Here is a 19,200-nt window from a genome sequence, read left to right as displayed (position 1 = left end):
TGGGGCGAGCAGCACTCACCCAGCAGGAGCGCACATGTCACGAGGCATCTACGTCAGCGCGACGACCCCGGGTTCGGGGAAATCGCTCGTTGCCCTCGGCGTCGCCGAGGCCCTGCACGCGAGGACCGGCAAGATCGGCTTCTTCAAGCCCGTCGTGATGGGCGAGGTCCCCGACGAGGATCCCATGGTGTCCCTCATGCGCTCCCGCTTCGCCCTCGACCCGGCCGTGTGCCGCGGCGGCCTCAGCGCGCGCGAGGTGCGGCGGCTCCTCGCCGACGGGCAGCGCGAGGAGATCGACGCACGGTGCGTCGAGGCGTTCGCCGAGATCGCCGCGCGCGTGGACATCGTCGTCGTCGAGGGAACCGATCTGACCGGTCAGGACTCTGCCGTCGAGTTCGCGCTCAACGCCCGCCTCTCGAACGACCTCGGGTGCCCGCTGCTCGCCGTCGTGAGCGGGCGTGACCACACCCCCGAGGAGATCGCGGACGCCGTGGATGTGGCCCGCAAGGAGCTCTACGCCGCGCACTGCAGCCTGCTCGTTATGACGGTCAACCGCGCCGACCCTGAACAGATGGACGAGATCAAGGCCGCCATCCGACCAGGCCTGTCCCACAGGCCCGTGTACGTCCTGCCGGAGCTCGGGGAGATCTCGCGTCCGACCACGGGCGAGGTCTCCGGCGCGCTGCGGCTGCGGCAGATCGCCGGGAATGCGGACATGGAGCGAGAGGTGAGCGGCGTCAAGGTCGCCGCGATGAGCGTCGCGAACTTCATCGGCGCCCTCGAGAATGGCGACCTCGTGATTGTGCCCGGCGACCGGGCCGACGTCATGGTCGGGGCGCTCGCCTCGACGTTCTCCCCGGAGTTCCCGGTGCCGGCGGCCATGGTGCTCACGGGCGCCCTGCCCCCGGACCCCCACGTCCTGCCGCTCCTCGCGCAGGCGCCATTCCCTGTGTTCGCCTACGACGACGACACGTACCACGCGGCCCGCGCGGTTTCCGAGGTGCGCAGCGAGATCTGGACGGGCCACCGCCGCAAGGTTGCCTCCGCCCTGGGCGCCTGGGCGCGCTGCGTGGACGACGACGAGCTCATCGAGCGGCTCAACCTGCCCCGCCCGGACACCATGACCCCGCTGCGGTTCCTCCACGAGCTCATCGGACGGGCCCGCGCCCAGCGCAAGCGGATCGTGCTGCCCGAGGGGACGGACACCCGCATCCTGCGGGCAGCCGAGATCCTCCACCGGCGCGACGTGTGCGACCTGACGCTGCTGGGCAGCGAGAGCCAGGTCCGCGAGTTCGCCGCGGCGAGCGGCATCTCCTTGGACGGAATCGACGTGGTCGACCCCGCGGTGTCCGACCTGCGCCAGAAGTTCGCCGAGGAGTACGCGCGCCTGCGCGCCCACCGGGGAGTCGACCTGGCCAAGGCTCTCGAAGTGATGCTCGACGTGAGCTACTTCGGCACCATGATGGTCCAGCTCGGGATCGTGGACGGCATGGTCTCCGGCGCCGCGCACACCACGGCGCACACCATCCGGCCGGCCCTCGAGTTCGTCAAGACGAAGCCAGGGGTCAAGATCGTCTCCTCGGTGTTCCTCATGCTCATGGCGGACCGCGTGCTTGTCTACGGGGACTGCGCCGTCAACCCCGACCCCAACGACGAGCAGCTCGCGGACATTGCGCTCGCCTCGGCCGAGACGGCTGCGCAGTTCGGGGTCGAGCCGAGGGTGGCGATGCTCTCCTATTCGACCGGAGGGTCGGGATCGGGGGAGGCCGTAGACGAGGTGCGCCGCGCCACTGAGCTCGTGCGCGAGCGGCGCCCCGATCTCGCGGTCGAGGGGCCCATCCAGTACGACGCCGCCGTGGATGCCTCGATCGCGGCATCCAAACTGCCGGGCTCTCATGTTGCCGGACAGGCGACCGTGTTCATCTTCCCCGACCTCAACACAGGCAACAACACCTACAAGGCGGTCCAGCAGTCCTCGGGCGCCGTCGCCGTCGGGCCGGTCCTGCAGGGGCTGAACAAGCCGGTCAACGACCTCTCGCGCGGGTGCACCGTCGAGGACATCGTGAACACCGTTGCGATCACGGCGATCCAAGCGCAGTCCACCGCCCTCTCCTAGGAGCCACGCATGCTCGTTCTCGTCATCAACTCCGGATCCTCGTCGCTCAAGTACCAGCTGCGGGACGTGGACACGCACGACGACGAGGCCTCCTCCCGAGCGGTGCTCGCCGAGGGCATCGTTGAGCGCATCGGCTTCGAGGGCGGCCCCTCCGACCACGCCGAGGCGCTTGGCCACGTCGATGCGGAGCTCGCGGCCGTCCTCGGCGACCGCACCATCGACGCGGTGGGCCATCGTGTGGTCCACGGCGGCGAACGCTTCGCCGAACCCGTCCTCGTGAACAACGAGATCATCCGTGCGATCGAGAGGCTCAACCCGCTCGCGCCCCTGCACAACCCCGCGAATGTGCTGGGGCTGCGGGCCATTTCGGCGAAGTGGCCGGACACGCCCCAGGTCGCCGTGTTCGACACGGCCTACCACCGCACCATCCCGGAGCGCGCTTGGCGGTACGCCGTGCCGGACTGGCTGTACACCCACCACGGGATCCGTCGCTATGGCTTCCACGGGACCTCGCACCAGTACGTCGCGACGCGCGCGGCGGAGCTGCTGGGCCTTGAGCCCGACGAGTTCGACGGCGTGGTGCTGCACCTCGGCAACGGCGTCTCCGCCACTGCGGTGCAGGCCGGGAAGAGCATCGACACGTCCATGGGGTTCACACCGCTTGAGGGCCTCGTCATGGGCACCCGGTCCGGGGACGTTGACCCGTCCATCCTCGTGTTCCTCGGCCGTCAGGGGCACTCCCCGGATGAGATCGACGATCTGCTCAACCGCCAGTCCGGTCTCAAGGCATTGGCCGGGTCCAATGACATGCGCGCCGTGGTCGAGGCGGCCGATGCGGGGGACCGGCGGGCCGCCATGGCGCTTGAGGTCGCTTCCTATCGGCTCGCGAAGTACATCGGCGGGTACCACGTCTCCGTCGGCGGGGCCAAGGCGGTGGTGTTCACGGCTGGGATCGGGGAGAACTCCGCGCCATTCCGCGCCCGTGTCGCTGAGCGCCTGGGCGCGCTCGGTGTGGTGCTCGACGGGGCCCTCAACGCCGTCCCCTCCAAGGAGCCCCGGGTCATTTCCGCCCCGGAATCGGACATCCCGCTCCTTGTGGTTCCCACCGACGAGGAGAGGGCCATCGCGGAGGCGACGGCCGCCGTCGTCCGGCCCACCTGACGACTTCGGCGGGTAGGGAGATGCGCGCAACACGAGACGTGCGCCACAACCGAGATCTGAGGCACTTGCTCGGGCCTACACTTGACCGTTGTTCCGGCGCAGACGCCGCGACTGCCGATTCCAAAGGTCATCTCTTGCCAGCACACCATCACGCCTCCGCGCCCGCCGCCGTTTCTGCCGAGGGCTACCAGAAGTCCCTCACTCGCCGCCATGTGCAGATGATTGCGATGGGAGGCGCGATCGGCGTCGGCCTCTTCATGGGTGCTGGCGGACGCCTCGCCTCGACCGGTCCGGCTCTCGTCTTCTCCTATGCGGTCGCTGGTGCCATCGCGTACCTGCTCATGCGGGCGCTCGGCGAGCTCATCATGTACCGGCAGACCTCGGGCTCGTTCGTGAGCTACGCGGGAGAGATGTTCGGGTCCAAGGGCGCGTACATCTCCGGGTGGATGTACTTTGTCAACTGGGCCATGACGGGCATTGCCGAGCTGCTCGCAATCGGCCTGTACTTCCAGTACTTCTTCCCGGAGGTGCCCGTCGAGGTCTCGGCGCTGTGCGCCCTGGCCCTGCTCGTGGCCGTGAACCTCCTGAGCGTCAGGGCGTTCGGCGAGTTCGAGTTCTGGGCGTCGGTACTCAAGGTGACGGCGATCAGCCTCTTCCTCGTCGCTGGCACGGTGATGGTCGTCATGAACACCCAGGTCGGCGCCACCCACGCCTCCCCAACCAATCTCCTCGCGGGCGACGGCGGCATGTTCCCCCACGGCTTCTTCGTGATGATCCTCGTGCTCAACGCCGTGATCTTCGCGTACAACGCGATCGAGCTCGTGGGCATCACGGCGGGCGAGATGGAAGACCCCCAGCGGGAGGTCCCGCGCGCCATCCGCGCCGTGGTGCTGCGCATCGTGGTGTTCTACGTCGGGTCCGTGCTGCTTCTCGCGATGCTCCTCCCCTCGAACCAGTACAAGGCGGGCGTGAGCCCGTTCGTGACCGTGTTCGACCAGCTCGGCGCCGGCTGGATCGGCGACGTTATGAACCTCGTGGTCATCACCGCCGCGCTCAGCTCGTCCAACACGGGTCTGTACTCGATTGGGCGCATCTTCCGCACAATGGCCTCCAACGGCCACGCGCCGCACTGGCTGACACGCATGTCCAAGCGACACGTTCCCTATGCGGCGATCCTCGCCATCGCCGCCGTGTACTTCGTGGGCATCCTCGTGAACCTCTGGGCCGGCGGCACCCACGCGTTCGACCTCGCGCTGAACACCGCCTCGATCGGCGTGATCTTCACATGGGGCTCGATCTTCGCGTGCCAGCTCATGCTGCGGAAGAAGAGGGGTGACGGCGCCTCCTCGCTCCCGATGCCCGGCTCGCCCTGGACGAGCTGGCTTGGGCTCGCCGCGCTCGCGGCCATCACCGTGCTCATCGCGTTCGACACCATGACCGACAAGGCCACCGGCGAGATGTACCCGATTGGCCTCTACACGATCCTGTGCGTGCCCGTCCTGGCCGTGCTGCTGTGGCTCGGGTGGCTCCTGGTCAAGCGCCACGAGGCGGCCCAGGCGCTCGAGGCCGATCGCGCGCACGGTGACGCCCTGGCTCCCGAGGGCTTCGATGCGGCCGAAGCGGAGTCCGCCAAGGCCACGCTCTGACGGCGCCCGCTCGCACCCCGTCACCGAGGCAGGGTCAGTCGAGGCAGATGCCGGGTCGTGCTGCTGCTCTGTCTAGGGGAGGAGCTCCCGCGCGCCGAGGGCGTCCGCGATGAACGCGTAGTCCCACGCCCGGTCCCTCCACGCCTCGTACCGCCCGGAGGCCCCGCCGTGCCCGGCGTCCATCTCCGTCTTGAGCACAATCGGTTCCCCGGACGTGGTGGCCTCGCGGAGCGTCTGCACCCACTTGGCCGGCTCAACGTACAGCACACGGGTGTCATTGAAGCTGGTGACGGCAGCGATCTTTGGGTAGGGCGCGGCGTGGACGTTCTCGTACGGCGAGTACGACTTCATGTACGCGTACACGCCGGCGTCCTCGATCGGGTTGCCCCACTCCTCCCACTCGAGCGCGGACAGCGGCAGCTCGGGATCGAGGATGGTGGTGAGCGCGTCGACGAACGGCACCTGCGCGACGGCGGCCGCATACTTCTCCGGCGCGAGGTTCAGCACGGCGCCGATGAGCAGCCCGCCCGCGGAACCCCCCATGCACGCGATTCGCTGCGGGTCCGCCCACCCGGATGCGGCAAGCCAGTCCGTGGCGGCCACGAAGTCGGTGAACGTGTTCTTCTTGTGCAGCTTCTTGCCGTCCTCGTACCACCGTCGGCCCAGCTCACCACCGCCGCGGATGTGCGCGATCACGAACACGATGCCCCGGTCGAGCAGGCTCAGCCGCGCGGTCGCGAAGCCCGGGTCCATGCTCACCTCGTACGAGCCGTAACCGTACACGAGCGCCGGATTCGTCCCGTTCGGCTCCACCGAGGCACGCCGGAGCACGGACAGCGGTACCTTCGTGCCGTCGTCGGCCGTCGCCCACGCGCGCTCGGCCACGTAGTCCGCCGAGGTGTAGCCGCCGAGCACCGGCGTCTCCTTCCGCAGGAGCAGTTCCCCGGTGGCGAGCACATAGTCGTACACGCGCGGGGGAGTGAAGTAGGAGGTGTAGGACAGCCTGGCGATGGGGGCCTCGTACTCGGTGGTTCCGCCGCCCGCGGAATAGAGGGTTTCGCCGAATTCCGGTTCGACGAACGACGGCGCATGCCCGGCTTCTGCGGCAGCGACGGCCTCGGTGAGGGGTGCGAACCAGACGGTGGGGACGGTCTCCCGGCGGAGCGAGACGATCAGATGCGTCGCGCTGACGTCGGCGCCCTCGATCTTGACCGCGTCGTCGTGGGCTACGAGTGTGCTCCATGACTGCTCTGCGAGCGGCTTCGCGAATTCGGCGGGATCCACGAGCGAGAGCATGTTGTTCGGTGCAGCGCCCTCGGGGCCGCTGGGACGTCCGTTGTGCATGAGCAGCACGCGCGTGCGGCCCGCGGACTCGAACGGCTCCGCGGAGTGCAGGATCCTCTCATCCCGGCCCAGTACGAGTTCCAGACGCGCGTGTGGAGCCGTGAGGCTGAGCATGCGGGTCTCCGAGTATTCGGAATTGCCGATCCCCACCAGGAGCCAGCGCCGGTCCGAGGAGAGGTCGATGCCGGTCCACTGTGCGACGTCGTCTTCCTGGTAGAGCACCTCATCCGCGTCCACCGGTGTGCCGAGCACGTGGACGCGCACCTGGTACGGCCGCCAGGACTCATCCGCCACCATGTAGAAGAGCCGCGAGCCATCGGGATCGAATTCGAGCCCGTAGAAGACCTTCTCGATGACCTCGGGCAGGTGCTCGCCCGTGCGCAGGTCCTTGATCCGTAGCGTGAAGGTCTCGTCGCCGGCATGGTCCACCGCATAGGCGTACAGGCTGCCGTCGCGCGTCACTGCGGCGCCGCCGAGGGCGAAGAACGGGTGCCCCTCGGCCTCGGCGTTGCCATCGAGGAGAACCTCCTCGCCGTCGACTGGGATTCCGGGCACGACGGCGGGCGGCGTCCACCCGCTCAGGGTCCCAGCGCCGTCGTCCTCGCTGCGGGCTGCGTCGGCGGCCTTGACCCGGCAGTAGATCGGATACTGCTGGCCCTCGACGGTGCGCGAGTAGTACCACCATCCGTCCTTGCGGGCGGGTACGGAGAGGTCCGTCTCCTGAGTGCGGCGCTTGATCTCCTCGAAGATTGCGTCCCGGAGCGGCTGCTGGTCGGCGGTCACAGCCTCCGTGTAGGCGTTCTCGGCCTCCAGGTGCGCGACGACCTCCTGGTCATCCTTGTTGCGCAGCCACTCGTAGGGGTCCGCGAAAGTATCGGAGTGGTGGGTGCGCGCGGCCGGGACCTTCTTCGCGACCGGGGCAGTCGGCACCGCGGGATCAGCGGAAGGAGCTTGAGTCATTGCCCCACCCTAACGGGCGCTTCCGACAGTTCTCAGTTTCCGTTCTGGAGGTTCCGCTGTGCCACGTACTGCGGGACGGTGCCCTTGGCCATCGCATCGGCCAGTGCGTCGGTGGCGCCCTGGTCGAGGTTCACGATCGACTGGCCATCCGGAGACCAGCCCGTCCCCGAAGTCGGCAGCGTGAAGCTGACCACGCTGGAGGGCCGCACGTCCTTCATCTCGAGCGCAAGCCCGGCCACGGCCTTCGAGTCGAAGCCCGAGTCCACGGTCAGGTAGGGAGAGAACTGGCTGACGATCTGGCTCACTGTGACGGGATTGGCGAGCGTCTCGGGCTTGATCACCTTGTTCAGGAGGGCCTTGAGGTAGATCTGCTGGTCCCGCACGCGTTGGTAGTCTCCGTCCTTAAACGAATAGCGCTCACGCACAAAGGCCAACGCGCGGAAGCCGTCCAGCGTCTGCAGGCCCTTGTCAAAGTGGGGGTTGCCTTCCGTCTGCTGGGCCGTGAACGGAAGCGGGACGTCCACGGGTACCCCACCCACTGCGTCCGTGAGGCCCTTGAACCCCTCGAAGTCCATGAAGGCGACGTGGTCGATGCGCTGGTGCAGGAGCGACTCCGCCGTCTGGACCATCAGAGGTACGCCGCCGTAGGCGAGGGCGGCATTGACCTTCGCCGTGCCGTGGCCCGGGATCGGCACCCAGAGGTCCCGCATGATCGAGACGACGTAGGCGCCCTTCCGGTCCGCGGGGATGTGCACGAGCATGATCGTGTCGGACCGCTGGTCCGAAGCCGCGCCGGACTCAGCCTGGTCGATGGTCGCCGCGCGGCTGTCAGTGCCGACGAGGAGGATGTTCACAGCTGTCCTGCCATCGGCCGCAGGGGTGGCCGATGGGCGCGTGGACTCCTGCGGGAAGGCATGGGGGATCTTCTCGGTCTTCGAGTCGAACGTCCCGGCGATATTGGCCAGGTACACGATCGCGACGATGGCCGCCACGACCACGATGCCCAGCGCGACGAGAAGCGCGATGAGACCTCCGCGGTGTCGTGGCCGTGTGGCACGGCGCATCTCGGCCTCAGCCCCGGGACCGCCCGGGCCATTCGGAGTGTGCGTGGATTCAGGCACGGCGGCGTCCTCACTGTAGAGCGGCGGCACCCCGGATACTAACAGCCGCTGCTGAGCGTCGATTCCCGCGGGCTACCGTCGCATCATGCGATCGGCGCTGCCGAACACGACCTCCAGCGCCGGCACCATCTCCTCCCGCATCCGCGCATACGCGTCGGGCCCGAGCCGGTAGGGGTCCGTGACATCGTCCTCCTCGGCTCGACGTCTGAAGCTCTGCGCCTGTCGTTCCCAGACGCGCGCCACCAGATGCCGCCACGCCTGGGCCACGTGGTCAGATGGCCCTGTCGCGGGCTCGACAATGCCGGCTCCGAGGTCTGCGAGGCCGCGGGCAAACTCGCGGAGGGTGAAGGTTCGCTTGAGGGCGCCCGGCGCGAGTGAAAGCACGCGGCCCTTGTGCTCGGTGGAGAGGGTGAGGATCAGATCCGCCCCCGTGACCATGGCTTCGGTGAGCTGCTGTGCGCTGAACCTGTCGAGGGAAGTGCCGAGTTCCCTCGCGATCTCGGCGGACCCAGGCTGCGCTGGCTGGCCGACGAGAGCATGGGTGCCGGCACTGTCGACCGAGAACGAGCCCGGCGAGATCTCCTCGAGCGCGTCGCGAAGCAGCGCAGCGGCAAGGGGGGACCGGCAGACATTGCCGGTGCACACCACCACGATCCGAAATCGGGACATAGCGCCAACCGTATCCTGCACAGCGGAAACCGCGGGACGTGCCGAGCCCCGGAACCGCTTGACGCCAAATGTGACCTCCCATATTCTGAACGAACGGTCGGTAAATATTTCTTGAGGAGGAGACATGGCAGCTGCGAACCTGCAGTCCGTGCCCCAGCCCGAGGCCGGACAGGGCGAAGAAGCCCCGTCCGCCGAGGACATCGCGGGACAGGCCTATTTTGATCGCGTCATCGCCGAGGACTCTCGCATCGAGCCCCGCGACTGGATGCCTGCAGCCTACCGCAAGACCCTGACACGCCAGGTCTCGCAGCATGCGCACTCCGAGATCATCGGCATGCAGCCCGAGGCCAACTGGATCACGCGTGCCCCGAGCCTCAAGCGCAAGGCAATCCTCATGGCGAAGGTCCAGGACGAGGCCGGCCACGGTCTCTACCTCTACTCCGCGGCCGAGACCCTCGGGACGCCCCGGGATGTCCTGAACCAGCAGCTCCTGGACGGTAAGGCCAAGTACTCGTCGATCTTCAACTACCCGGCCCGCACCTGGGCGGACATGGGCGCGATCGGCTGGCTCGTGGACGGCGCTGCGATCGCCAACCAGGTGCCGCTGTGCCGCGCGAGCTACGGGCCCTACGGCCGCTCGATGGTGCGCATCTGCAAGGAAGAGTCCTTCCATCAGCGCCAGGGCTTCGAGATCCTCCTCGAGCTCTCCAACGGCACACCCGCGCAGAAGCAGATGGCCCAGGACGCCGTCAACCGCTTCTACGCCCCCGCCCTCATGATGTTCGGCCCGCCGGACGACGATTCGCCCAACTCCAAGCAGTCCATGGCCTGGAACATCAAGCGCTTCTCGAACGACGAGCTGCGCCAGCGCTTCGTCGGCATGATCGCCGAGCAGGTCAAGGTCCTCGGCCTCACCCTCCCCGATCCCGAGCTCCACTACGACGAGGCCGCCGGCAGGTGGATCCACAAGGAGCTCGACTGGCAGGAATTCAAGGACGTCATCTCCGGCAAGGGCCCGTGCAACGGCCAGCGCATGGCGCGCCGCCGCGAGGCACAGGAGAACGGCACGTGGGTCCGCGAAGCGGCCCGCGCCTACGCAGAGAAGCAGGCCGCCAAGCGTGCCGCAGCAGAGATCGGAGCAGCATAAGTGAGCGAGCAGAGCAACGTCTGGCCCCTCTGGGAGGTCTTCGTGCGGTCCAGCCGCGGCCTCTCCCACGTGCACGCCGGGTCCCTCCACGCGCCCGACGCAGCGATGGCGCTGCGCAACGCGCGTGACCTGTACACGCGCCGCAACGAGGGCGTGTCTATCTGGGTGGTGCCCTCGGAGGCGATCGCCTCCTCGGACCCCGACTCCAAGGGCGCCTACTTCGAGTCGCCGCAGGGCAAGGACTACCGCCACGCCACGTACTACACCAAGAGCGAGGGCGTGAAGCACCTGTGAGCACCTCTTCGCCTGCCCACCCCGCCCAAGACCACAGCCTCGACTCGTTCGGCGACGCTGCGGCGTCGGCCACGCGCGTCACCCCCGGCAACGCGCTGCGCCCGGAGGACATCGCGATCGCACCCGAGAAGCCGAGCGAGGACGTCGCGCAGTATGCCCTGCGATTGGGCGACGACGCGCTCATCCTCTCCCAGCGGCTCAGCCACTGGATCTCCCGAGCCCCCGAACTCGAGGAGGACATCGCGCTCGGCAACATCGCCCTCGATACGCTCGGGCACGCCCGCTCGTTCCTGAGCTACGCCGGCCACGCCTGGGACAAGACCGAGGACGACCTCGCCTACTTGCGTGAGGAAGAGGAGTTCCGCTGCGCCTGGATGGTCGAGCAGCCGAACGGCGACTTCGGCGTCACGATCGCCCGCCAGCTCGTCATGTCCGTCTTCCAGTACCTGCTCTACACGGAACTGCTGGAGTCCAGCGACGCGACGATTGCCGCGATCGCCGCCAAGGCCCTCAAGGAGGTCGATTACCACCGCGACCACGCGTTCCAGTGGACTGTGCGCCTCGGGGACGGCACCGAGGAGTCGCATGCCCGCCTGCAGGCCGCCCTCGAGCTCGTGTGGCCGTACGTGGACGAGCTGTTCGACGACGACCCGCTCATCGACGCCGTCGGCGACGCGGGGGCGCGCCCCTCAGTCCTGCGCGAGGCCTTCGACAAGCACATCGCCGAGGTCCTCGACGAGGCCACTCTCACCGTTCCCGACGTTCCCCGCGCCCCCGGCGGCGGCCGGCGCGGCGAGCACACCGAGCACCTCGGCTACATCCTCGCCGAGATGCAGGTGCTCGCCCGCAAGCACCCCGGCGCCACGTGGTAAGGCGAGTCCCATGATCACCACCGACGACGAGGTCCGCGCGCTCGCGGCCACCGTCACCGACCCTGAGATCCCTGTACTGTCCATCGCGGACCTCGGGATCCTCCGGGACGGGCACATCGAGGCGGATGGAACCGTCCGGCTCACCATCACGCCGACCTATTCGGGATGCCCCGCGATGGACACCATCCGCGCGGACCTCGCGACGGTGTTCTCCAAGGCGGGGCACGAGAAGGTCGAGGTAGACCTCGTGCTCTCCCCGGCCTGGACCACGGATTGGATGACGGACCAGGGTAAGGCCAAGCTCCAGGAGTACGGCATTGCGCCGCCTACCGGGAAGGCCCACATGGGCGGTCCCATCAAGTTGGGGCTTGCCGTGAAGTGCCCGCAGTGCCACTCGCTCAACACCCGTGAGATGTCCCGCTTCGGCTCCACGTCCTGCAAGGCGCTCTACGTGTGCCAGGACTGCCACGAACCTTTCGACTACTTCAAGGTGCTCTAGATGACTGAACAGCTCAGCGCGGCAAACGCGCCCGGCGCAGAATCCGCCGCCGATCCGACCGTTCTGGAGCAGGACGCCGAGGAGACCACGCGGCGTCGTGCGTCCTTCCACCCGCTCGAGGTCGCGGACGTCCGGAGGCTCACCAACGACTCCATCGAGGTCACGTTCGGCGTCCCCGCCGAACTCACCGAGGAATACGACTACATCCCAGGACAGTACGTGGCCCTGCGGGCCCAGCTGCCCGACCCGAACCAGGGCGACGAGGTCCGCGAGGTCCGCCGCTCCTACTCGATCTGCGCAGCGCCGCGCCGCTTCGAGGACGGCTCGAGCGAGATCAAGGTCGCGATCAAGCGCGATCTGGGCGGGATCTTCTCCACCTGGGCCAACGAGAGCCTCGCTCCCGGCGCGACGCTCGACGTCATGAGCCCGGCCGGTGCCTTCATCTCCAAGCACAGGATGACCGGCCTCAACGACCCGAGCAGCATCAACACGGATATCGAGCACACGTTCGTTGCCGTCGCGGCCGGCTCGGGGATCACGCCGATCATGGCGATCGCCCGCACCGTCCTGGCAGCGGACGAGAACGTCCGGTTCGACCTCATCTACGCGAACAAGGCCGCGATGGACGTCATGTTCCTCGAGGAGCTCGCGGACCTCAAGGACCGCTACCCCTCGCGGTTCGCCCTCCACCACGTCCTCTCGCGAGAGCAGCGCATCTCGCCGCTGCTTTCCGGCCGGGTCGACGCCGAGAAGCTGACCACGCTGCTCAACACGGTGATCCATGCCGACGACGTCGACGAGTGGTTCCTGTGCGGTCCGTTCGAGCTCGTCCAGCTCGTCCGGGACACTCTCTCCGGCCGTGGCGTCGAGCCCGAGAAGGTCCGCTACGAGCTGTTCACGACCGGCACTCCGAGCAACCTCGAGGGAAATATCGGCCGTCCGGTGGCCGAGGACCCCGAGGGCAAGAACTTCGAGATCGAGTTCAAGCTCGACGGGCTCTCCGGTTCCGTCAAATCCCCGGTCAATGCCAACGAGACGATCCTCAACGCCGCCCTGCGCGTACGCCCCGATGTGCCGTTCGCGTGCGCTGGCGGCGTGTGCGGCACGTGCCGTGCCAAGCTCGTCGAGGGCACGGTCGAGATGGCCGAGAACTATGCGCTCGAGCCCGACGAGGTGGAGCGCGGCTTCGTCCTCACGTGCCAGTCCAGGCCCACGTCGGAGTGCGTCTCCGTCGACTTCGACGCGTAGGAGCGCGATGATCACCCTTTCGACCGCAGACGGAGTCGCCGAGGTCATCCTCGACGCGCCGTCGAAGCTCAACGCCCTGGACGAGTCAGCGCTCGGCGAGCTCTCCGACGCGTACGACGACGCTGCTGCCGCCGCCACCCGCGGCGAGGTCCGCGCGCTGCTCCTGCGCGGCGAGGGCAGGGCATTCTGCGCCGGCCGCGACATCTCGGGCGTGGTGCCCGCCGACGACGACGTGCTCGGGTACCTCGGGGGCCTTGTCACTCCGCTCATGCAGAAGATGGCCGCGTTCCCCGCGCCCACCTTCGCCGCAGCACAGGGCGCGACGCTCGGCGTGGGCCTCGGGCTCCTGCTCGCGACCGACGTCGTGTACGTGGCCGAGAACGCGAAGATCGGCTCGCCGTTCGCCAACCTCGGTGCCACCCTGGACTCGGGCGGCCACTGGTACTTCACGGAGCGCCTCGGCATGCACCGCGCGCTGGACCTCATCTACACCGCCGAGCTGATGAGCGGCGCCGACGCGGTCCGTGCGGGAATGTTCTCCCGGGCGTTCCCGGCCGAGGAGCTCCTGCCGCGGACGCGGGAGGTCGTCGGCCGCGTCGCTGACGGTGCGACGGGCGCGTTCGTGGCGTCGAAGGAACTCGTCGCGCAGATTCGCGACCGCCGCCTCGGCCTGTGGGAATCCATGGAGTCCGAGAACAAGGCGCAGGCGGCCCTGTGCGAGTCCGAGGACTACGCCGAGGGCTTCAAGGCCTTCCAGGAGAAGCGCAAGCCGGCCTTCTCGGGTCGCTGAAAGGCGCCAGAGGCCCCGCACAGCTGCTCGCCAGAGACCCCGGCCTTGTGGGGTCTCTGGCGTTCTGCTGCGGGGGTCCCCGTGGCGATGCTTTGCCGGTCCCGCTAGGTGCCCGCGAGGTACGAGTGCACGCTTGCGTGGTTCATCGCCGTGGCCGCCTGCTCGGGCTGGGGGCACTCGGCCGCGATCATCACGGAGGACTGGGCCGACGGTACGGCGCGCACGGCCAGGCGCACGTACGTGACCGAACCGTCCGCGTGGCCGATCCGGAGCGCCGCCCCCGCCATGTCCACCAGCGCCCCGCCCGGTGAACCCAACGTGGTCACCACCACGAGCCCTTGGTCCGTGACCGACGCGGACGATGACTCACCCCGCACCGCCTCGACGGCATCCGCGAGGGCGGTGCGGGTGGCCGCCGTCTCTGGGTCCGGCGAAGCGCTCGCCGACGAGGTGGACGCGACGGAGGGGACCGGCGTCGTGCGTGACGGCGAGGCGCGGGCGCTCGGGTGCAGCGGCCCTGCGCGGAAGGAGAGCCGGCAGCCGGAGTCGGAGACGTAGCGCAGCTCGTCCGGCGCCGCGGTGAGCCGGTACTCGGCGCTGGGCGCGGCGTGCCATACCGGCGTGGCCGAGAACGGGAGCGGGTCGCTGAGGCGGTAGGCCCCTCCTTGGGCGGACGACGGCGCACCGTGACCCCCCGCGCTCGACGGCGCCACTGGCGCGGGTGCTTGCTGGGACGGACCCGTGAACAGGGCCGCGACGGCCACCACGAGGCCCACGCCCACCGCCACGCATGTGGCGACAAGGAGTATGACCCACGGAGGGCGCGCCGAGGCCGCGGTTCCTTCACCGTCGTCGCGCGCCATCGTCCCTCCCGGACTGCTCCCTCCAACCATCCCACGCCACCGTGGTCCTCGACCTCCCCTGCCGCTGACGGTACCGTTGGGCCTGTCCCGCCCGGCCCGGGCGAATCTGCGGACCCCTGCGTGATTGACAGGAGTGCCACCATGCCCGCCTCCCGCTCCTCGCTCCATCCGACCTCGAGCACGCGCAGGCCCGTCAGGGGTGGAGACGCCGCCATGACTGTGGAGCTCAACCCCCTCTTCAGCCGGCCCGGGGAAGCAACGGAGTTCCCCCGCTTCGCGCTCCCGGAGGGAGAGAGCCTGCCCGGCACGGCATACCAGGTGGTCCACGACGACGCGATGCTGGACGGCAACGCGCGCCTGAACCTTGCCACGTTCGTCGGCACATGGATGGAGCCCGAGGCTGCTCGGCTCTACGCCGAGACCGTCGACAAGAACATGATCGACAGGGACGAGTACCCCAAGACGGCCGAGATCGAGAACCGCTGCTGGCGGATGCTCGCCGACCTCTGGAACGCGCCGGATCCGGCTCACGCGATCGGGACCTCCACCATCGGGTCCTCGGAGGCATGCATGCTCGCGGGGCTCGCCCTCAAGCGGCGCTGGCAGCACGCTCGCCGCGCGGCCGGGAAGCCTGCGGACCGGCCCAACCTCGTCATGAGCTCGGCCGTGCAGGTGTGCTGGGAGAAGTTCTGCAACTACTGGGACGTTGAGCCGCGGTACGTGCCCATCTCGCGCGAGCACCCCGTGCTCGACGGCCACGGGCTCGAGCAGTATGTGGACGAGAACACCATCGGGGTCGTGGCCATCATGGGCGTCACGTACACCGGCATGTACGAGCCGGTCGTGGAGATCTCGCGGGCGCTCGACGCGATCCAGGCTGCCACCGGCCTCGACGTCCCGATCCACGTGGACGGGGCCTCCGGGGCGATGGTGGCGCCGTTCCTCGTCCCCGAGCTCGAATGGGACTTCCGCCTGCCGAGGGTCGCATCGATCAACACCTCGGGCCACAAGTACGGGCTGGTGTACCCGGGGCTCGGGTGGATCGTGTGGCGGGACGCCCAGGCGCTGCCGGAGGACCTCGTGTTCCACGTGAGTTACCTCGGCGGCGACATGCCCACGTTCGCCCTGAACTTCTCCCGCCCGGGCGCCCAGGTGCTCCTGCAGTACTACCTGTTCCTTCGGCTCGGGTTCGAGGGCTACCGGGCCGTGCACACCTCGTGCCGCGACGTGGCCGAGTACCTGGCCCGGGAAATCGGCGCCATGGACGCCTTCGAGCTCTGGAACGACGGTTCGGACATCCCGGTCTTCGCGTGGAGCCTCGCCCCCGGCCACACTCGGCACTGGAACCTGCACCACCTCTCCGACCGGCTGCGGATGAATGGCTGGCTCGTCCCGGCGTACCCGATGCCGGACGGCCTCGCCGACCTGACCGTGCAGCGGGTCGTGGTGCGCAACGGGTTCACCCACGACCTCGCCACGAGCTTCCTGGGGGACCTTCGAACCGCCGTGGCCTATCTCGATGGCGCCGATGCCCCGTTCCCTGACCCGGGACACGGGAACGCCTTCCACCACTGACGCGCCCCGCCGCCCGTGCGGGGTCAGCGGGTGTCGAGGTCCTCGAACACCAGGAATGTCTGAGTGTCGAGGACGCCGGGCATGCTCTGGAGCTGGTCGAAGACCACGCGGCGCAGGTCCGTGTTGTCCACGGCACGGACGAGGATGATGACGTCGAAGTCACCGCCCACAAGGGCGATGTGGTGCACCTCCGGAATGGCCCGCAGGCGCTCGCGCAGGTCCTTCCACGTCTGCTGTCGCACCTTCAGCGTCACGTAGGCGCTGGACCGGAGCCCCGCCCGCGAGGGGTCCACCAGTGCTGTGTACTTCGTGATGACTCCGTCCCCCTGGAGCTTCGCGATGCGGTTGTAGGCGTGGGCGCGGGAGATGTGGACGTTTTCCGCGATCGTGGTCACCGACCGGCGCGCGTCCTCCGTGAGCTGGGCGAGGATGGCGCGGTCCACATCATCGAGGGGCCTGGGCTCCGGGGACCGTCGGAGGCCATCCTGGCCGACGTGCGAAACGTCCATGGAAACCTCCTGTGACGCACGTCATGTCAACAATGCGTCTTTGAAAAGCAATGATCGGACACCACTTTTCCATGATCATCCAATTTCTCGCATACGAATAGCCATCGAAGTGGATACTTGAGGAAAGTCCAGCCCAAGGAGGAGCCATGACCCTTCCCGCCGAGGCACAGGAGGCCATCCGCAGCTTCGGGATCAGCATCGAGGACTACATGCTCCCGGTGCACGGCCGCGTGCCCCAGATCCAGATCCTCGACGAGCACGGATCGCTCCGCCCCGAGGACGAGCGCGGCTCGGCCCCGGGCCACGACTACCCGATCCCCGCGGCCAGCGAGCTTCTCGAGGGCTACCGCCGCCTCGTGATCGGCCGCCGCGTCAACGACCAGAACTCCGCACTCGTGCGCCAGGGCCGCATGGCCGTCTACCCGTCGAGCCACGGGCAGGAGGCCTGCCAGGTTGCGGCCGCGATGTGCCTCGCCGACGGAGACTGGATGTTCCCCACCTACCGCGATTCAGTGGCTGTCATGACCCGAGGGGTTGACCCGGTCGAGACCATGACGCTGTTCCGCGGCGACTGGCACGGCGGCTACGACCCCCAGGAGCAAAAGGTCGGCATCCAGTCCACGCCCCTGACCACGCAGCTGCTGCACGCCGTCGGCGTGGCCCATGCGGCCAAGCTGCGGGGCGAGGACACCGTGGTCCTCGCGATGTGCGGAGACGGCGCCACGAGCGAGGGCGACTTCCATGAGGCCCTCAACTTCGCTGCCGTCTTCAACCTCCCGGTCGTGTTCTTCGTCCAGAACAACCAGTACGCGATCTCAGTGCCGCTCGCGCATCAGACGGTCGCGCCATCGCTCGCCCACAAGGCGATCGGCTACGGCATGGCCGGGGAGCGCGTGGACGGGAACGACGCCGTCGCCCTCCTCGCCGTGCTCGACCGTGCCGTGCGACTCGCCCGCGCCGGCTCCGGCCCACTCCTCGTCGAGGCCTACACGTACCGGATGCAGGCCCACACCAACGCCGACGACGCGACCCGCTACCGCGAGGACGCCGAGGTGGCAGCGTGGGCCATCAAGGACCCGCTCAAGCGCATGCGCGAGTATCTGCGCGGTGAGGGCGCGCTGACCGACGAGACCGAGGCCGCCTTCGCCGCCGATGCCGAGGAGGTGGCGGCCCAGCTCCGCGAGGGGCTCGGCACGGAGAGCAGCACGGATCCCCAGGATTTGTTCCGCTTCGTCTACACCGAACCGACCCCGCAGCTGCGCGAACAGGCCACGCAGCTGGCCGACGAGGTTTCCCGAGAGGAGCAGGGAGCATGAGCACGGTCGCCGAGGCCGCAGCCGCCCGCGCCGCCCAGACCCAGGGCCCCGAGGCCCTCACCTTCGCCAAGGCCCTGACCAGTGCGATGGCGGACGCGATGCGCGCCGATGAATCCGTGGTGGTCTTCGGTGAGGACGTCGGCACGCTCGGCGGCGTCTTCCGCATCACTGACGGCCTGCAGAAGGAGTTCGGCGCGAGCCGCTGCTTCGACACCCCGTTGGCCGAGTCCGGGATCGCGGGCATGGCCCTGGGCATGGCCATGAACGGCCTCCGGCCGGTGATCGAGATGCAGTTCGACGCTTTCGCGTACCCGGCGTTCGAGCAGATCGTGAGCCACATCGCCAAGATGCACAACCGCACGCGCGGCCGAGTTCGGCTGCCGCTGGTGATCCGCGTGCCGTACGCGGGCGGGATCGGCGGCGTGGAGCACCACTGCGACTCGTCCGAGGCGTACTACGCCCAGACTCCCGGTCTCAAGGTCTTCACGCCGGCGACCGTCCCCGACGCGTATCGGATGCTGCGCGAGGCCATCGCCTCAGATGATCCCGTGGTGTTCATGGAGCCCAAGAAGCTCTACTGGTCGAAGGACCTTCTGGACTTGGAGGCGCTGCGGGCCAAGTTCGCGCACGACGGCGCGCGGCGGCTCAGCGTGGACGGCGCCGCGGTGGTGGCCCGCCCCGGAACCGACGCGACGCTCATCGCCTACGGCCCCACGGTCCCGACTGCACTCGCCGCCGCCGAGGCCGCCGCCTCCGAGGGACGCTCGGTCGAGGTCGTGGACGTGCGCACAATCGTCCCCTTCGACGACGAGACGGTGTGCGCCTCCGTGCGGAAGACGGGCCGCGCCGTCGTGGTCGCAGAGGCCTCGGGCTTCGCCTCGGTGGCGTCTGAGATCGTGGCCCGGGTTCAGGAGCGCTGCTTCCACTCGCTCGCGGCCCCCGTGCGCCGCGTGACCGGGTTCGACATCCCGTTCCCGCCGCCCAAGCTCGAGCGCTACTACCTGCCGAGCGTGGACCGCATCCTCGACGCCCTCGACGATCTGCAGTGGGAGGACTGACATGGTGACCGC

At 68.6% G+C, this 19,200-nt stretch carries 17 protein-coding genes; 12 read left to right on the top strand and 5 right to left on the bottom strand.

Annotation, left to right across the window (positions count from 1 at the left end; translation table 11 throughout):
• The first annotated feature begins 34 nt into the window (after positions 1-34).
• The 3 genes from pta to LF262_RS13825 all read left to right on the top strand — a co-directional run bounded on the left by pta (position 35) and on the right by LF262_RS13825 (position 4,923).
• Positions 35-2,116, top strand: a complete 2,082-nt coding sequence (pta, locus tag LF262_RS13835) for a phosphate acetyltransferase (protein WP_235780981.1) — start codon at positions 35-37, stop codon at positions 2,114-2,116.
• A 9-nt stretch (positions 2,117-2,125) separates the two neighbouring features.
• A complete protein-coding gene (locus tag LF262_RS13830) occupies positions 2,126-3,277 on the top strand; it encodes an acetate/propionate family kinase (RefSeq protein WP_235780980.1) in 1,152 nt (383 codons plus the stop codon).
• Positions 3,278-3,411: 134 nt separating this feature from the next.
• Positions 3,412-4,923: an amino acid permease gene (locus LF262_RS13825; RefSeq protein ID WP_235780979.1), complete on the top strand. Its 1,512-nt coding sequence runs from the start codon at positions 3,412-3,414 to the stop codon at positions 4,921-4,923.
• A gap of 72 nt (positions 4,924-4,995) precedes the next feature.
• Here LF262_RS13825 and LF262_RS13820 read toward each other — a convergent pair whose 3' ends face one another.
• The 3 genes from LF262_RS13820 to LF262_RS13810 all read right to left on the bottom strand — a co-directional run bounded on the left by LF262_RS13820 (position 4,996) and on the right by LF262_RS13810 (position 9,017).
• Positions 4,996-7,227, bottom strand: coding sequence for a S9 family peptidase (locus LF262_RS13820; RefSeq protein WP_235780978.1), 2,232 nt, complete (start codon positions 7,225-7,227; stop codon positions 4,996-4,998).
• 32 nt (positions 7,228-7,259) lie between these two features.
• A complete protein-coding gene (locus LF262_RS13815) occupies positions 7,260-8,348 on the bottom strand; it encodes an LCP family protein (protein WP_235780977.1) in 1,089 nt (362 codons plus the stop codon).
• A gap of 72 nt (positions 8,349-8,420) precedes the next feature.
• Positions 8,421-9,017 carry an arsenate reductase/protein-tyrosine-phosphatase family protein gene (locus tag LF262_RS13810; RefSeq protein ID WP_235780976.1) on the bottom strand — a complete coding sequence of 199 codons (597 nt, stop codon included), beginning with the start codon at positions 9,015-9,017 and terminating at the stop codon, positions 8,421-8,423.
• Positions 9,018-9,141: 124 nt separating this feature from the next.
• Here LF262_RS13810 and paaA point away from each other — a divergent pair, with 124 nt between their 5' ends.
• Genes paaA through LF262_RS13780 form a run of 6 tightly spaced genes read left to right on the top strand, consistent with a single transcriptional unit; the run spans position 9,142 to position 13,867 of the window.
• Complete coding sequence (paaA, locus tag LF262_RS13805; protein WP_235780975.1) at positions 9,142-10,164, top strand: 1,2-phenylacetyl-CoA epoxidase subunit PaaA; 1,023 nt, start codon at positions 9,142-9,144, stop codon at positions 10,162-10,164.
• Positions 10,165-10,458, top strand: coding sequence for a 1,2-phenylacetyl-CoA epoxidase subunit PaaB (paaB, locus tag LF262_RS13800; protein WP_235780974.1), 294 nt, complete (start codon positions 10,165-10,167; stop codon positions 10,456-10,458). It abuts the gene before it with no gap.
• On the top strand, positions 10,455-11,330 hold the full coding sequence (gene paaC, locus LF262_RS13795; RefSeq protein ID WP_235780973.1) for a 1,2-phenylacetyl-CoA epoxidase subunit PaaC: 876 nt from the start codon (positions 10,455-10,457) through the stop codon (positions 11,328-11,330). The genes paaB and paaC overlap by 4 nt, the downstream gene beginning before the upstream one ends.
• 10 nt (positions 11,331-11,340) lie before the next feature.
• Positions 11,341-11,829, top strand: a complete 489-nt coding sequence (paaD, locus tag LF262_RS13790; protein ID WP_235780972.1) for a 1,2-phenylacetyl-CoA epoxidase subunit PaaD — start codon at positions 11,341-11,343, stop codon at positions 11,827-11,829.
• On the top strand, positions 11,830-13,077 hold the full coding sequence (gene paaE / locus LF262_RS13785) for a 1,2-phenylacetyl-CoA epoxidase subunit PaaE (RefSeq protein ID WP_235780971.1): 1,248 nt from the start codon (positions 11,830-11,832) through the stop codon (positions 13,075-13,077).
• A gap of 7 nt (positions 13,078-13,084) precedes the next feature.
• The gene (locus LF262_RS13780; protein ID WP_235780970.1) at positions 13,085-13,867 is read left to right on the top strand and encodes an enoyl-CoA hydratase/isomerase family protein; all 783 of its coding nucleotides are present in this window, start codon (positions 13,085-13,087) and stop codon (positions 13,865-13,867) included.
• Between the two features lie 104 nt (positions 13,868-13,971).
• Here LF262_RS13780 and LF262_RS13775 read toward each other — a convergent pair whose 3' ends face one another.
• Positions 13,972-14,730, bottom strand: coding sequence for a hypothetical protein (locus LF262_RS13775; protein ID WP_235780969.1), 759 nt, complete (start codon positions 14,728-14,730; stop codon positions 13,972-13,974).
• 213 nt (positions 14,731-14,943) lie between these two features.
• Between LF262_RS13775 and gad the strand changes: the two genes are divergently transcribed.
• The gene (gene gad, locus LF262_RS13770; protein WP_235781008.1) at positions 14,944-16,305 is read left to right on the top strand and encodes a glutamate decarboxylase; all 1,362 of its coding nucleotides are present in this window, start codon (positions 14,944-14,946) and stop codon (positions 16,303-16,305) included.
• Positions 16,306-16,328: 23 nt separating this feature from the next.
• Here the strand turns inward: gad and LF262_RS13765 are convergent, their stop codons facing one another.
• Positions 16,329-16,814, bottom strand: a complete 486-nt coding sequence (locus LF262_RS13765) for an Lrp/AsnC family transcriptional regulator (protein ID WP_235780968.1) — start codon at positions 16,812-16,814, stop codon at positions 16,329-16,331.
• A 146-nt stretch (positions 16,815-16,960) separates the two neighbouring features.
• Between LF262_RS13765 and pdhA the strand changes: the two genes are divergently transcribed.
• Both pdhA and LF262_RS13755 read left to right on the top strand, forming a co-directional pair.
• Complete coding sequence (pdhA, locus tag LF262_RS13760; RefSeq protein WP_235780967.1) at positions 16,961-18,130, top strand: pyruvate dehydrogenase (acetyl-transferring) E1 component subunit alpha; 1,170 nt, start codon at positions 16,961-16,963, stop codon at positions 18,128-18,130.
• Positions 18,127-19,188, top strand: coding sequence for an alpha-ketoacid dehydrogenase subunit beta (locus LF262_RS13755; protein ID WP_235780966.1), 1,062 nt, complete (start codon positions 18,127-18,129; stop codon positions 19,186-19,188). Before pdhA ends, LF262_RS13755 begins: the two co-directional genes overlap by 4 nt.
• Positions 19,189-19,200 lie beyond the last annotated feature (12 nt).

Source organism: Sinomonas notoginsengisoli (assembly GCF_021554725.1).
In the GTDB taxonomy this organism is placed as follows: domain Bacteria; phylum Actinomycetota; class Actinomycetes; order Actinomycetales; family Micrococcaceae; genus Sinomonas; species Sinomonas notoginsengisoli.
This window is presented reverse-complemented; position numbering and strand designations above follow the sequence as displayed.

Coding starts and splice junctions, on each gene's coding strand:
- paaD (WP_235780972.1), top strand. CDS start 11,341: ATGATCACCACCGACGACGAGGTCCGCGCGCTCGCGGCCACCGTCACC.
- LF262_RS13830 (WP_235780980.1), top strand. CDS start 2,126: ATGCTCGTTCTCGTCATCAACTCCGGATCCTCGTCGCTCAAGTACCAG.
- LF262_RS13755 (WP_235780966.1), top strand. CDS start 18,127: ATGAGCACGGTCGCCGAGGCCGCAGCCGCCCGCGCCGCCCAGACCCAG.
- LF262_RS13775 (WP_235780969.1), bottom strand. CDS start 14,730: ATGGCGCGCGACGACGGTGAAGGAACCGCGGCCTCGGCGCGCCCTCCG.
- LF262_RS13780 (WP_235780970.1), top strand. CDS start 13,085: ATGATCACCCTTTCGACCGCAGACGGAGTCGCCGAGGTCATCCTCGAC.
- gad (WP_235781008.1), top strand. CDS start 14,944: ATGACTGTGGAGCTCAACCCCCTCTTCAGCCGGCCCGGGGAAGCAACG.
- LF262_RS13820 (WP_235780978.1), bottom strand. CDS start 7,227: ATGACTCAAGCTCCTTCCGCTGATCCCGCGGTGCCGACTGCCCCGGTC.
- paaA (WP_235780975.1), top strand. CDS start 9,142: ATGGCAGCTGCGAACCTGCAGTCCGTGCCCCAGCCCGAGGCCGGACAG.
- paaE (WP_235780971.1), top strand. CDS start 11,830: ATGACTGAACAGCTCAGCGCGGCAAACGCGCCCGGCGCAGAATCCGCC.
- pdhA (WP_235780967.1), top strand. CDS start 16,961: ATGACCCTTCCCGCCGAGGCACAGGAGGCCATCCGCAGCTTCGGGATC.
- LF262_RS13810 (WP_235780976.1), bottom strand. CDS start 9,017: ATGTCCCGATTTCGGATCGTGGTGGTGTGCACCGGCAATGTCTGCCGG.
- pta (WP_235780981.1), top strand. CDS start 35: ATGTCACGAGGCATCTACGTCAGCGCGACGACCCCGGGTTCGGGGAAA.
- LF262_RS13765 (WP_235780968.1), bottom strand. CDS start 16,814: ATGGACGTTTCGCACGTCGGCCAGGATGGCCTCCGACGGTCCCCGGAG.